This window comes from Minwuia sp. IMCC3009, assembly GCF_029909415.1.
Classification (GTDB): domain Bacteria; phylum Pseudomonadota; class Alphaproteobacteria; order Minwuiales; family Minwuiaceae; genus Minwuia.
This window is the reverse complement of the sequence record NZ_CP123781.1, coordinates 1,086,008-1,098,872: the sequence shown is the minus strand read 5'-3', so window position 1 is coordinate 1,098,872 and position 12,865 is coordinate 1,086,008. Positions and strand designations below refer to the sequence as shown.

At 64.4% G+C, this 12,865-nt stretch carries 11 protein-coding genes; 4 read left to right on the top strand and 7 right to left on the bottom strand.

Annotation, left to right across the window (positions count from 1 at the left end):
• Positions 1-33: 33 nt before the first annotated feature.
• Together recA and QGV55_RS05180 are read left to right on the top strand one after the other, a co-directional pair.
• Positions 34-1,140, top strand: a complete 1,107-nt coding sequence (recA, locus tag QGV55_RS05185; RefSeq protein WP_348637631.1) for a recombinase RecA — start codon at positions 34-36, stop codon at positions 1,138-1,140.
• 75 nt (positions 1,141-1,215) lie between these two features.
• Positions 1,216-2,664 (top strand): cobyric acid synthase, encoded by a 1,449-nt coding sequence (locus QGV55_RS05180; protein WP_281017911.1) that lies wholly within the window; start codon positions 1,216-1,218, stop codon positions 2,662-2,664.
• Between the two features lie 26 nt (positions 2,665-2,690).
• Here QGV55_RS05180 and QGV55_RS05175 read toward each other — a convergent pair whose 3' ends face one another.
• Positions 2,691-3,869, bottom strand: coding sequence for a cyclic nucleotide-gated ion channel (locus tag QGV55_RS05175; protein ID WP_281017912.1), 1,179 nt, complete (start codon positions 3,867-3,869; stop codon positions 2,691-2,693).
• A 5-nt stretch (positions 3,870-3,874) separates the two neighbouring features.
• On the bottom strand, positions 3,875-6,532 hold the full coding sequence (alaS, locus tag QGV55_RS05170) for an alanine--tRNA ligase (protein WP_348637632.1): 2,658 nt from the start codon (positions 6,530-6,532) through the stop codon (positions 3,875-3,877).
• Between the two features lie 287 nt (positions 6,533-6,819).
• Between alaS and QGV55_RS05165 the strand changes: the two genes are divergently transcribed.
• Positions 6,820-7,749, top strand: a complete 930-nt coding sequence (locus QGV55_RS05165) for a class I SAM-dependent methyltransferase (protein WP_281017914.1) — start codon at positions 6,820-6,822, stop codon at positions 7,747-7,749.
• Here the strand turns inward: QGV55_RS05165 and QGV55_RS05160 are convergent.
• The 3 genes from QGV55_RS05160 to QGV55_RS05150 are packed head-to-tail and all read right to left on the bottom strand — an operon-like array spanning position 7,741 to position 10,247.
• Positions 7,741-7,962, bottom strand: a complete 222-nt coding sequence (locus tag QGV55_RS05160; RefSeq protein WP_281017915.1) for a hypothetical protein — start codon at positions 7,960-7,962, stop codon at positions 7,741-7,743. The two genes, QGV55_RS05165 and QGV55_RS05160, sit on opposite strands and share 9 nt — an antisense overlap.
• A 13-nt stretch (positions 7,963-7,975) precedes the next feature.
• Positions 7,976-9,280 carry a dihydroorotase gene (pyrC, locus tag QGV55_RS05155; protein WP_281017916.1) on the bottom strand — a complete coding sequence of 435 codons (1,305 nt, stop codon included), beginning with the start codon at positions 9,278-9,280 and terminating at the stop codon, positions 7,976-7,978.
• Positions 9,273-10,247: an aspartate carbamoyltransferase catalytic subunit gene (locus tag QGV55_RS05150; protein WP_281019844.1), complete on the bottom strand. Its 975-nt coding sequence runs from the start codon at positions 10,245-10,247 to the stop codon at positions 9,273-9,275. Before QGV55_RS05150 ends, pyrC begins: the two co-directional genes overlap by 8 nt.
• Before the next feature lie 176 nt (positions 10,248-10,423).
• Here QGV55_RS05150 and QGV55_RS05145 point away from each other — a divergent pair, with 176 nt between their 5' ends.
• On the top strand, positions 10,424-11,200 hold the full coding sequence (locus tag QGV55_RS05145; protein ID WP_281017917.1) for a DUF2927 domain-containing protein: 777 nt from the start codon (positions 10,424-10,426) through the stop codon (positions 11,198-11,200).
• Between the two features lie 24 nt (positions 11,201-11,224).
• Here QGV55_RS05145 and QGV55_RS05140 read toward each other — a convergent pair whose 3' ends face one another.
• Positions 11,225-11,815, bottom strand: coding sequence for a DUF2062 domain-containing protein (locus QGV55_RS05140; protein ID WP_281017918.1), 591 nt, complete (start codon positions 11,813-11,815; stop codon positions 11,225-11,227).
• Positions 11,816-11,915: 100 nt separating this feature from the next.
• Positions 11,916-12,770, bottom strand: coding sequence for a tRNA glutamyl-Q(34) synthetase GluQRS (gene gluQRS / locus QGV55_RS05135; protein WP_281017919.1), 855 nt, complete (start codon positions 12,768-12,770; stop codon positions 11,916-11,918).
• Positions 12,771-12,865 lie beyond the last annotated feature (95 nt).

The following is a 12,865-nucleotide window of genomic DNA, read 5'->3' as shown; positions in this document are numbered from 1 at the left end:
CTGAAGAGCAGCCTGTGAAATAAGGAGCGGACCATGTCGCAATCAGCTTTGCGTCTCGTTGATAAGGAAGGTCGGAGCGTGTCAGACAAATCCAAGGCCCTTGATGCGGCCCTGAGCCAGATCGAACGCGCCTTTGGCAAGGGCTCCGTGATGCGCCTCGGCCAGCGGGAAGCCATGAACGTCGCGTCGATCTCGACCGGTTCCCTCGGCCTCGACATGGCGCTGGGCATCGGCGGCCTGCCGAAGGGTCGTGTGGTGGAGATCTACGGCCCGGAGAGTTCGGGCAAGACCACCCTGACCCTGCATGTCATTGCGGAAGCCCAGAAGAAGGGCGGCACATGTGCCTTCATCGATGCGGAACATGCGCTGGACCCGGCCTATGCGAAGAAGCTGGGGGTCAATATCGATGACCTGATCATTTCCCAGCCGGACACGGGCGAGCAGGCGCTGGAGATTGCCGACACGCTGGTGCGTTCCGGTGCCGTCGACGTGGTGGTGATCGACTCGGTGGCGGCCCTGGTGCCGCAGGCGGAACTCGAAGGCGAGATGGGGGACTCCCATGTCGGCCTGCAGGCGCGGCTGATGAGCCAGGCGCTGCGGAAACTCACCTCCTCGATCTCCCGCACCAACTGCATGGTTGTCTTCATCAACCAGATCCGCCTCAAGATCGGCGTGATGTTCGGCAGCCCGGAGACCACATCGGGCGGCAATGCGCTGAAGTTCTATGCCTCGGTCCGTCTCGACATCCGTCGTATCGGCGCGATCAAGAACCGCGACGACGTGGTCGGCAACCAGACCCGTGTGAAGGTGGTGAAGAACAAGGTGGCACCGCCGTTCCGCGTGGTGGAATTCGACATCATGTACGGGAGCGGCATCTCCAAGACCGGCGAACTGCTCGATCACGGCGTAAAGGCCGGTGTCGTCGACAAGGCCGGGTCGTGGTTCTCCGCCGGTGACCAGCGGATCGGTCAGGGCCGCGAGGCCGCGAAGCAGTTCCTTGCCGACAATCCCGATGTGGCGCTGAAGATCGAACAGCAGATCATGCATCACGCCGGACTGCTGACCGACGCCATGACAACGGGTCCGGAGCCTGATGATGATCTGGACAATGACGACGACCCCGACCTCAAGGCCGGGTGAGGTCCGCTCAGGGCGCTGCCCCCTGTCCTGTCCGGTGACGGACGGGGCGGGAGAGCGGTTCTGACCCCCACCATCATGCTGCAGGGCACCGGGTCCAGCGTGGGGAAATCCATGCTGGTCGCCGGGCTCTGCCGCCTGTTTGCCGATCGCGGCCTCCGCGTGCGGCCCTTCAAGCCACAGAACATGTCGAACAATGCAGCCGCGACCGATGACGGCGGCGAGATCGGGCGTGCCCAGGCCATGCAGGCCCTCGCCGCCCGTGTTCCCACCAGCGTGCACATGAATCCGGTCCTGCTGAAACCGGAGAGCGAGACCGGTTCACAGGTCGTGGTCCAGGGAAAGCGTTTCGCGACGGTCCGTGCACGCGAATATTCCGCCCTGAAGCCGCAACTGCTGACCCGCGTCATGCAGAGCTATCATCACCTCTGCACGGACGCCGACCTGATCATCGTGGAGGGTGCAGGCAGCACCGCGGAGGTCAATCTGCGGGCTGGCGACATCGCCAACATGGGATTTGCGGAGGCGGCCGATGTGCCCGTGATCCTGATCGGCGATATCGACCGGGGCGGGGTGATCGCACAGATCGTCGGCACGCATGCCCTGATCCCCGCTCCCGAACAGGCACGGATCAGGGGCTTTCTGGTCAACCGTTTCCGGGGTGACCCGAGCCTGTTTGATGATGGCCGCGACCTGATCGCTTTCCGCACCGGCTGGGCGGCTCTGGGGGTCATTCCATGGTTTCACGCGGCAAACCGGCTGCCGGCGGAGGATGCGATGGAGCTGGCCGGTCGCGCCCGGCACCGACAGGGCGCGTTCAGGATCGGGGTTCCGGCCCTGTCACGCATCGCCAACTTCGATGACCTGGACCCGCTGGCGGCGGAACCCGGCGTCGACCTGCAGATCATCCAGCCCGGAACACCGCTTCCCGCCGACCTTGATCTGGTGATCCTGCCCGGCTGCAAGTCCACCACCGGCGAACTGCGTTTCCTGCGCGCACAGGGCTGGGACATCGACATTCTCGCCCACGCCCGACGTGGGGGGCATGTACTTGGCCTCTGCGGTGGCTATCAGATGCTTGGCCGGTTGGTCCATGATCCGGACGGAATAGAGGGCACGAGCGGTACGGAAGAGGGTCTGGGCCTGCTGCAGGTCGAGACCATGATGCATCCGGCCAAGCAGACCAGGCCGGTCGAAGGGCTGCACCCTGCGTCAGGGTCCAGCGTGCGCGGTTACGAGATCCATATCGGCAGCACCGACGGCCCGGACCGGCAGCGGCCGTTCCTGCAGATCGGCGACAGGCCGGAGGGGGCGATGGACCGGTCCGGGCGGATCATCGGATCCTACGTGCACGGCCTGTTCCGCGATGACGCCTTCCGGCGGCACTTTCTCGACCACCTGGGCGCGGAGACGGACGGAACCCTGGATTTCGACGGCAGCGTCGATGCGACCCTGGATGCACTGTCGAAGCATCTGGCGGGGCACGTCGACATTGCCCGGGTCGCGGCGATCGCGGGCCTGGGATGACGGCGGCCGGCCCCGGATCGATTGCCCTATGCTTCAGCGGCTTCGGCAGCTTCGGCGCTGGCAACCTGTGCCCGCAGCGTATCCCCGATTTCCGGATGGCGCCGGATCAGGTCGCGGGCGTCATTGGCCTCCAGCATCATCAGTTGCACCGGCGTCTCCGCAACCGCTGACAGGATCTGATGCCCCAGGCGCAGGACGGACTCCGCCCCGAAGATGCCGCCCTCGATGACCGTATGGCTGCCTGTCGCGAACTCCACCGTGACGATGCCGTTGGCGACAAACAACAGTTCCTCCCACGGTTCGCTGCCACCCTGGATGATCGTCTCGTCCGACGCATAGCGCCGTGCCCGCATCATCCGCGAGATGCGCACGATCTCCCGCGCATTCAGATCCTCGAACAGCGGCACCTTGGCGACCATCGCTGGCGTCACCACGAACTGGCGCTGGTTGACCTCCTGCGAGAAGCCCATGGCGATGATGCCCAGCGGCAGGGCGAACATGCCCAGACCAAACAGCATGACCACGCCGCCGATCAGCTTGCCGTACAGGGTCACCGGCACGATGTCGCCATATCCAACGGTGGTGAGCGTCGCCAGTGACCACCACATGGCGGCGGGTATCGACCCGAACGCTTCGGGCTGGGCATGGCGCTCGGCATGATAGATCGCCGTCGAGGAAATGATCAGCAACCCGAACATGATCAGCAGCGATGCCAGCAATGCCCGACGCTCGTCATAGAAGACGCGCTGCAAGGTCATCAGCGCCGAGGAATATCGCATGAGCTTCAGGAACCGGAGCAGCCGCAGCACCCGCAGCACCCGCAGATCCGCCCCGAAGAAGATCGCCAGATAGAAGGGCAGGAAGGCGACCAGATCGATCATGGCGCCAAAGGAAAGCGCGTAGCGAACACGGCTCATGACTGGCCCATGCCGTTTCAGTGACGGATGCTCGGGCGCCACCCAGATCCGCACGATATATTCGGCCGTGAAGATGATCACCGAGATCACCTCGAACACCATGAACTCGAAGCCGAACCGGTCGTGCAGGGACGGCACCGTTTCCAGCACCACGGCGGCGATGTTCAGGGTGATCAGAACGATCAGGAACCGGTCGAAGAGAAGGCTGAGCCGATCACCGGGACCGGCCTCCTCGACAATCTCGAAGGTTCGGTGGCGCAGGCTGACCTCGTCACGCTGCGCCACCATGTTGCTCAGGCCCCCGAGGCGGCCTCGGCGAGTGCGGCTTCCACCGCACTGATCGCCGCTGCGGCAGAGGCACCATCCGGCCCGCCGCCCTGCGCCATGTCAGGCCGTCCGCCGCCGCCGGTGCCGCCAATGGCCCCGACACCGGCCCGGACCAGGTCAACCGCGCTCAATCTGCCCTTCAGGTCGTCCGTCACACCGACAACCAGCGCCGCCTTGCCATCGGTCACCCCGACCATGGCATAGACACCGGAGCCGCCGGATTTCATCTCGTCGACCATGCCCTTCATGTCGCGGGCGGAGATACCCTCGGCGACCTGGCCGATGAAGCGGATACCGCCCACATCCTTCGCCGCGGGACCGTCGCTGGCCGCACCGCCGCCCATCGCGGCCTTCTTGCGCACGTCGGCCAGCTCACGCTCGAGCTTCCGCCGCTCCTCCAGCAACTGCTTCACCCGCGCAGGCGCCTCGCCCGGCGTCGCCTTCAGCGTTCCGGCAATCTCCCTCAGCGCCTGTTCCTGCTCACTCAGATATTCGAACGCGGCGGCCCCTGTCAGCGCCTCGATCCGGCGCACACCGGACCCGACCGCCCCCTCGGAGACGATGCGAAACAGGCCGATGTCCCCGGTACGGCGGACATGCGTGCCGCCGCAAAGCTCCGTCGAAAGCGTCGGTTCGTCCGATGGTCCCATGGAGACCACACGGACCTCGTCGCCGTATTTCTCGCCGAACAGGGCCAGCGCACCGGCCTCCACCGCCGCATCAGGCGTCATCAGGCGGGTCGACACTTCGCCATTGCCACGGATCATGGCGTTCACATCCGCCTCCACGCCCGCAATCTCCTCGCCCGTCATACCCTTCGGATGACTGATGTCGAAGCGCAGGCGCTCCGGCGCCACCAGCGACCCCTTCTGGGAAACATGATCGCCCAGCCGGTCCCGCAGCGCCTTGTGGAGCAGGTGCGTCGCCGAGTGGTTGGCCCGCAGGCGGTCCCGCCGGTCCCTGTCCACGACGGCGCGGACCACATCGCCGACCGCCAGGTCGCCACCACTGACCTGCCCGATGTGGACATGCAGATCGCCGACCTTCTTCGCCGTATCGGTCACTGCAACGACGATACCGCCTTCGGTGGTCAGCGTTCCGATGTCGCCCATCTGGCCGCCGGACTCACCATAGAACGGGGTCTGGTTCAGAACGATCATGGCTTCCGTGCCGTTCGCGGCCGTGGCCGTCTCGGCCCCGTCCACGATGATGGCCTCAACCCTCGCCTCTGCCGCCGTCGCGTCGTAGCCCAGGAACTCCGTTGCCGCGACCCGGTCGCGCACCGCGAACCAGACCTTCTCCGTCGCTTCCCCGCCGGACCCTGCCCAGTTCTGCCGTGCGGCCTCCCGCTGCTTCTCCATGCTGGCGTTGAAACCGGCCGTATCCACGGGACGTCCCTGGCCGCGCAGGATGTCCTGCGTCAGATCAAGCGGGAAGCCATAGGTGTCGTAGAGGCGGAACGCCACGTCACCGGGCAGGGCCTGCCCCTCGCCCAGTTCATCAACCGCGTCGCCGAGCAGCTTCAGTCCACGCTCCAGCGTCTGCTTGAACCGGTTCTCCTCCAGCTTCAGTGTCTCGGTGATCAGCGCCTCCGCACGCTGCAGCTCGGTGAAGGTGCTGCCCATCATCCGCACCAGTTCCGGCACCAGCCGGTACATCAGCGGGTCGCGGCAGCCGATCATGTGCGCATGGCGCATGGCGCGGCGCATGATCCGGCGCAACACATAGCCCCGACCGTCATTGGTCGGCAGCACACCGTCCGCAATCAGGAACGCACTCGCCCGCAGATGGTCCGCGATGACGCGATGGTGCACCGCGTCCGGCCCATCGGGGTCGCTGTTGGAGAAATGCGCCGACTGCTCGATCAGGTTGCGCAGCAGGTCGGTTGCGTAATTGTCATGCGTCCCGTTCAGGGTCGCCGTCATCCGCTCCAGCCCCATGCCGGTATCGATCGACGGGCGCGGCAGGCTGTTGCGGGTTGCCGCGTCCACCTGCTCGTACTGCATGAAGACCAGATTCCAGATCTCGATGAAACGGTCACCATCCTCGTCCGGACTGCCCGGCGGGCCGCCCGGAATATGGTCACCGTGATCGAAGAAGATCTCGGAACAGGGACCGCAGGGTCCGGTATCCCCCATCGACCAGAAATTGTCTGAGGTCGGGATGCGGATGATCCTCTCATCGGACAGGCCCGCGATCTTCTTCCACAGCGCCGCCGCCTCCTCGTCCTCCGAATACACGGTGACCAGCAGGCGGTGCTGTGCCAGCCCGTATTCCCGGGTAACCAGGTTCCAGGCCAGTTCGATCGCCTGGTCCTTGAAATAGTCACCGAAGGAGAAATTCCCCAGCATCTCGAAGAACGTGTGATGCCGCGCCGTGTAGCCGACATTGTCCAGGTCGTTGTGCTTGCCGCCTGCACGCACGCACTTCTGCGACGTGACAGCCCGGCTGAAATCACGCTTCTCCTGCCCCGTGAAGACGTTCTTGAACTGGACCATGCCAGCATTGGTGAACATCAGTGTCGGGTCATTGTGCGGCACAAGCGGTGACGATGGCACATGGGTGTGCCCGTTGCGCGCAAAGTAGTCGACAAACGTCGAACGAATTTCGTTACCGCCAGCCAAGGGAACCTCTGTCTCGTTGCAGGGGGGCATCGCAGCCCCGGTCTCGCATCTGTGGAAGACCGCGCCAAAATGCGGCCCGGAGCGTGGAACCGCTCCAAATTCGTTTTCTAACCTGTTGTTTTCCGGGAACTATTTCTTCCCACAACCGAGTTAATCTGGCGAGCGGGCGTTCCTCTGTCAAGCCAGCCGCCAGAGGCAGGAATCCATACGGGGTTAACACAATCTTAGTGCGGTCATACTACCACTCGACTGAGTTGGATTCCGACCCGCGCGTCATGTGGTGCACAATGCCCAAAGTTGCCCTGAAGAACCGAATAAAGGCCTGGTGGGATGGCTATCCGATTGATGCGCAGTCGGGTGCGGTAAGCGGCACCGGGCGTCGCGACACGGAAGTCATTCGCCGCCACTGCCCGTATGGCCCCCTGGCCGATACGCATGGGCTGCTGTTCGGTCAGGGCTATCACCAGCCGGGCGGGACCGATTTCCTGTTTCGCATGATCGGCACCCATGTGCCATTGCAGGAACAGAAGGCCCTGGTGCTGGGCTGTGGTTCCGGTGGCATGTGCCGTGATCTGGCGGAACGATTCAATCTGCGGGTGGAAGGACTGGACCCTGACCGCGAACTGCTGCGGTGCGGCATGGAGATGATCCGCGACACGATGCGGGGCAAGGCCGTGCGACTGGGGCCCATCGACCTGAAGCACATGGATTTCGGGTTCGCGAAATACCAGCTGGTGGTCGCGCGGGAGATCCTGCACACGCAGGCTGACCGGCACGAGATCTACAGCCGGGTGGAGAAGATCCTGCGACGGACCGGCAGGATGGTCTTCACCCAACTGGTGGCAGACGACGACGCCGACACCGACGACCTCTCACTTGATCTGCGCACGTCCCTCGAACCGACGGACTACGTCTATCTGACACGCGAGGAGGAGCGGCGTTGCCTGATCGAGGCGGGTCTTGACGTCGCCCTGGAAGAGGACGTCACCGACGAACTGCTGAAACACACGATCAGCGTCTTCGCGGACTGGCAGCGCGCGGTCGAGACCATGGCATCCTATATCGAACAGCCAACGATGCTGCAGGAACTGGTGCGGATCGTCGACCACTGGCAGCGTCGCTCCGACGCGATGAAGAGCGGCAACCTGCGCGTGGTCCTGTTCCACGCCGCCAAGCGTACAAATGAACTTGTCGCGGAACCGCCGGAATCAGCCTGACGTATTCTTGCCGCAACTGCTGCAGGACTTGCCCTCCGGCGTATAGGCGCCGCAATTGCCGCACTGGATCAGATTGACGGCATTTTCCCTGGCCGGCGTCTGGCCAGACGTGTCACTGGTCCCCGACCGGCTGCTCCGTTTGCCGCCAATGGCGCGGAAGCCGTAGATGACGACGGCCACCACTGCGACCAGGATCAGTATCTTCATCCACATGGCGCAGCCCCCATCACCGTTCCACCCGCCGCACGAATACCGTCCGGCCTTCCACGACGGTGCGGACAGCGTGGCCCTGCATGGGCCGCTCGTCAAAGGGCGAATTCTTGGACTTGGAACGGAACTTCTTGCTGTCGACGACCCAGGGCGCACCGGGATCGAAGATCACCAGATCCGCCGGGTGGCCCGCCTGCAGGATACCACAGTCCAGACCCAGCAGGCGCGCCGGATTGCAGGTCATGCAGGCCAGCACGGAAAGCAGCGGCACATCCTCGCTCATGTGCAGCTGCAGCCCCAGCGCCAGCATGGTTTCCAGCCCCGCGGCACCGAAGGCCGCCTGCTCGAACGGCTGACGCTTGGCCTCCGGGTCCTCCGGCGCATGTCCCGACGAGATCACGTCGATGGTCCCGTCGCGAATGGCCTCCACCACCGCGCGGCGGTCATCCTCCGAACGCAGAGGCGGCGAGACCTTGGCAAAGGTCCGGTAGCCGTTGACCTCATTCTCGTTCAGGGCGAAGTAATGCGGCGCTGTCCCGCAGGACACCGGCAGGCCTTCCGCCTTCGCCCGGCGCATGGCGTCGAGTGCCTTTGCGGTCGTCAGATGCGCGGCGTGATAGCGGGCACCCGTGATTTCCACCAGGCGGATGTCACGCTCCAGCATGATCGTCTCCGCGGCTGTCGGGATACCCTTCAGCCCCAGCCGGGTGGCCAGTTCACCTTCGTTCATCGCGCCGTTGCGGGCCAGCGACGGTTCCTCCACATGCTGCACGATCAGCACGTCGAAGGCCGTCGAATAGCTCAGTGCCCGGCGCATCACGGTGGCATCGGCAATGGCCCGGTCGCCGTCCGTGAAGGCCACCGCACCGGCTGCCTGCAACAGGCCGAATTCCGTCAACTGCTTGCCGTTCAGTCCCTGGGTCGCGGCGGCGAAGGGACGGATGTGGACATCGGAGCCTTCGTTGGCGCGCCGATGCACATATTCGACCAGCGCCACGTTATCGATCACGGGCTCCGTGTTCGGCAGGGTGCACAGCGTCGTCACGCCCCCGGCACGGGCCGCGGCGGCTGCACTCTCGAAGCTTTCCTTGTGCTCCGCCCCCGGCTCCCCGATCCGCGCGTGCATGTCCACCAGGCCGGGCGCCAGGCACAGGCCATCCAGATCGATCACTTCCGTCCTGTCGGGTACCCGGTTGGGGAAGATGTCGGGACCAACAGCCGCGATCAGCCCATCCTCGATCAGGACATGACCAACCTCGTCACGGCCACTGGCGGGGTCGAGCAGGCGGGCGTTCAGATATGCCAGGCGTTGCTCAGGCATCGCCACCATTCCCGTTTCCGCCTCCGGCGACCAGAAGGCGCAACACGGCCATTCGAACTGCCACACCCATCTCGACCTGCTCCCGGATCACACTGCGGTGGATATCGTCCGCGACCTCGGTATCGATCTCCACACCCCGGTTCATCGGTCCCGGATGCATGATCAGCGCATCGGGCTTGGCGTGCGACAGCTTCTCGTGATCCAGGCCATAGAAATGATAGTACTCGCGGACGGAGGGCAGGAAGGACCCCTGCATCCGCTCCCGCTGCAGGCGCAGCATCATGACCACGTCGACATCGCGCAGCCCGCGCCGCATGTCGGTGAAGGCCTCGACACCCAGACGCTCGATCCCGCTGGGCAGCAGGGTCGGCGGGGCGATGACCCGCACCCGCGCGCCCATCGTGTTCAGCAGGTAGATGTTCGATCGTGCAACGCGGCTGTGCATGACGTCGCCGGCGATGGCGACCGTCAGCCCCTCCAGCCGGTTGAGTCTGCGCCGGATGGTCAGCGCGTCCAGCAGAGCCTGGGTCGGATGCTCGTGCTGGCCGTCACCGCCGTTGACCACCGCGCAATCCACCTTCTGCGACAGCAGCGCGACCGCGCCGGAGTCCGGATGGCGGACCACCAGCACATCCGGGTGCATCGCGTTCAGTGTCATGGCGGTGTCGATCAGGGTCTCGCCCTTCTTGGTCGACGAGGCCTCGACGGACATGTTGATGGTGTCCGCGCCCAGCCGCTTGCCAGCCAGTTCGAAGGACGTCCGGGTCCGGGTCGAGTTCTCGAAGAACAGGTTGATCTGAGTCCGGCCCTGAAGATCGCGCAGCTTCTTGTTGTCCTGCCGGTTCAGTTCGATGAACTGCTCCGACAGGTCAAGGATGCACTGGATGTCGGAACGGGAAAGCTCCTGCATCCCCAAAAGGTGCCGATGGGGGAAAGGAAGATCGGGTAAGGCGTCCGGTGCTTTCATCGGCGGCGAACAATAGGCACGAACAGGGATCGTGCAAGCCCTATCCGCCATGCACCCGGAATCCCGAACGGTTTCGCGCTGTCGGCGCCGTCACACGACCGCTAGAATGGAGCGCGAATCGTCAGGAGTGGGGTGACGGTCAGGTCATGTTGGTACTGGTTTCAAACATTCTTCGGATGCCCGGGCGCCTTCTGGATCGGCTGCTGGTCCCGGTCTCCACGGCTGTCGTGTTACTGGCGGCGCTCTCGCTCCAGGTACAGGCCCAGGACACGGCAGGAACCGCGTCGTTGAGCGGCACACAGATTCTCGATGCCTTCGACACGGCTGCCTTCGGTCCGGCCGACCGTCCCGATCCACACCTCTACCGCTGGTCGAACGACAAACCGGTCACCGTTCGGATGACAGGTGACGCGCCTGCCCGGTTCCGGCAATGGACGGAGGCGCAGATTGAACGCCTGGCAGCGCTGACCGGACTTCAGATCAGCACGACGCAGGGGATCGGCGCGGATGTGATCATCGCCTTCGTACCGCGCTTCGATGAGGTGCTGGACGGACACTACAATGATCTGCTGGACCGCTTCGTCGCCTCCGACAGCCGGCGCGACAGCCTGTTGTCGGGCTACAGGGCCGCCGGCGCGGTCTGCGCCGGGCAGGTCAATGCGCGCGGCACCCACCTGGCGGAGGCAATCGTCTTCATCCCGATAGACAGGATGGCGCCGGTCGCCCATGCCTGCATCGTCTCGCAACTGTCGCGGATCATGGGCCTGCCGTTCGCACTGCCCGGTGATCAGCCGTCAACCTTGGCGATCGACAGCCCGCATGCGCATCTGACGGAGCTGGATCACACCATGCTGCGCATGCTCTATCACCCGCGCATGCGTGCGGGCATCACGCGCAGCGACGCCCGGATCGTTGCGCTCTCGATCCTGCCGGAAATGCGATCAGACGACTGACGCCAGGCACAGCCCTCGGGACACTTAGATCCTGGGCTGTTCCGTCTGTCCGGTGCCCCCTGCGCTGGTTCGCCTGAAGCGGCTGCCACGCTTCTCCCGCGTCATCTTCTGACGCTGGGCGCGACGGGCTCGGAACCTCTCGATGAAGCGCTTCGACCAGACGTAGCCGATCCAGGAAAAGAATATGGCCCAGGGCACCGAGCCCAGGAACAGCGGGATGCCCCAGATATCGAACAGCGTCAGCGTGCCAACCCAGAGCGCCTCGACAAAGCCGGTGTCCGCCGAGGCGATTGCCGTCAGTTGCGCGGTGAACTGATCCAGTCCGATCCCGCCAAGCTCGTCAAACCGCCCAAGCATGAGCTGGCCGGTCAGCAGGAAGCCATAATAGATCGGTCCGATGGTGAAGATGTTGGTGATCCAGACCCATGCAAAGGCAGAGATCGCGTGAAAGTGGAACCTTGGCCCGGCGGCCTTCGCCAGCATCCAGATCAACAGCACCAGAACGAGTTGCACGCCCACAGTCGGCGTGAAGGCAACAGCCAGCCCGACCGCGACGCCACGGGCGACATGTTCGGCCGGCGCCTGTCCGCGTTTCAGGGGCACGATCAGTCTCATCCGGGTCAACCGACCCAGGTTCGTTACCAGTCCACGTCTCTCGCGTGAGGGTTCATTCACCGTCACATTTCCCCTGGGGCCAACGAAAAGGCCCGCAAAACTAGATACTGTCCCACGGGCTTGCACCCGCAATCATGGACCGCAGATGCCCTACAAGGGAGACTGCATCGGTCCCATCCGCAAAAATGTCGCGCAGGCTGCGAACACCTTCCGATTTCGACAGCTTGCGTCCCCGCACGTCCTGTACCAGCCGATGATGAAGATAATGTGGCCTCGGCAGATCAAGAAGTTTCTGCAACAGAACATGGACGGATGTCTGATGGAACAGGTCACGTCCCCTGATGACATGGGTAATGCCCTGGGCGGCGTCATCCACGGTCACGGCAAGATGATAACTGGTGCCGATGTCGCGGCGGGCCAGCACCACGTCGCCCAGCCCCTCGCCCGCCCAGCGCTGCAGGCCGGCCTGTTCGTCCTGCCATGTGACCGGACCGGTCAGGCCAAGCGCATGCCGTAGACGCAACCGCCAGGCGGGCACCGCACCGTCGGCCAGCCGCGCATCGATCTCGGACGGGCCAAGCCCGGCGCAGGTGCCGCCATAGATCAGCCCGTCGAAGCCCTTCCCCGGCGAGGCCTCGGCCACCTGTCGCCGGGTGCAGAAACAGGGATAGACGAGTTCCCTCGCCTGCAGGTGTTCCAGCACCGTGGCATAGGTGCGCATCCTGTTGGACTGATGCCAGACCGGTCCCTCCCAGGTGAGGCCCAGGGACCCGAGATCAGCCAGGATGGCGTGGACGAACTCGGGGCGGCACCGGGTGTGGTCGATATCCTCGATCCGCAACAGGAACTGTCCGTCGACCGCCCGTGCCCGATCATGCGCCAGCACGGCGGACAGGGCGTGCCCGACATGCAGGTATCCGGTCGGGCTGGGCGCAAAACGGGTCACGAAGCTCATGCGCGCCATTCCGGCAGCAGTTGCACGGCGTTGCAATCGGTAACGATACCCTGGCCGGTAGCATGGTAGCATCCGCAAGATGTGAAGAGCGTTTG

Bases quoted from the DNA above. Each gene is read 5' to 3' on its own strand.
- recA (WP_348637631.1), top strand. From the start codon at position 34: ATGTCGCAATCAGCTTTGCGTCTCGTTGATAAGGAAGGTCGGAGCGTG.
- QGV55_RS05180 (WP_281017911.1), top strand. From the start codon at position 1,216: ATGCTGCAGGGCACCGGGTCCAGCGTGGGGAAATCCATGCTGGTCGCC.
- QGV55_RS05175 (WP_281017912.1), bottom strand. From the start codon at position 3,869: ATGGTGGCGCAGCGTGACGAGGTCAGCCTGCGCCACCGAACCTTCGAG.
- QGV55_RS05165 (WP_281017914.1), top strand. From the start codon at position 6,820: ATGCCCAAAGTTGCCCTGAAGAACCGAATAAAGGCCTGGTGGGATGGC.
- QGV55_RS05160 (WP_281017915.1), bottom strand. From the start codon at position 7,962: ATGTGGATGAAGATACTGATCCTGGTCGCAGTGGTGGCCGTCGTCATC.
- pyrC (WP_281017916.1), bottom strand. From the start codon at position 9,280: ATGCCTGAGCAACGCCTGGCATATCTGAACGCCCGCCTGCTCGACCCC.
- QGV55_RS05150 (WP_281019844.1), bottom strand. From the start codon at position 10,247: ATGAAAGCACCGGACGCCTTACCCGATCTTCCTTTCCCCCATCGGCAC.
- QGV55_RS05145 (WP_281017917.1), top strand. From the start codon at position 10,424: ATGCCCGGGCGCCTTCTGGATCGGCTGCTGGTCCCGGTCTCCACGGCT.
- QGV55_RS05140 (WP_281017918.1), bottom strand. From the start codon at position 11,815: ATGAGACTGATCGTGCCCCTGAAACGCGGACAGGCGCCGGCCGAACAT.
- gluQRS (WP_281017919.1), bottom strand. From the start codon at position 12,770: ATGAGCTTCGTGACCCGTTTTGCGCCCAGCCCGACCGGATACCTGCAT.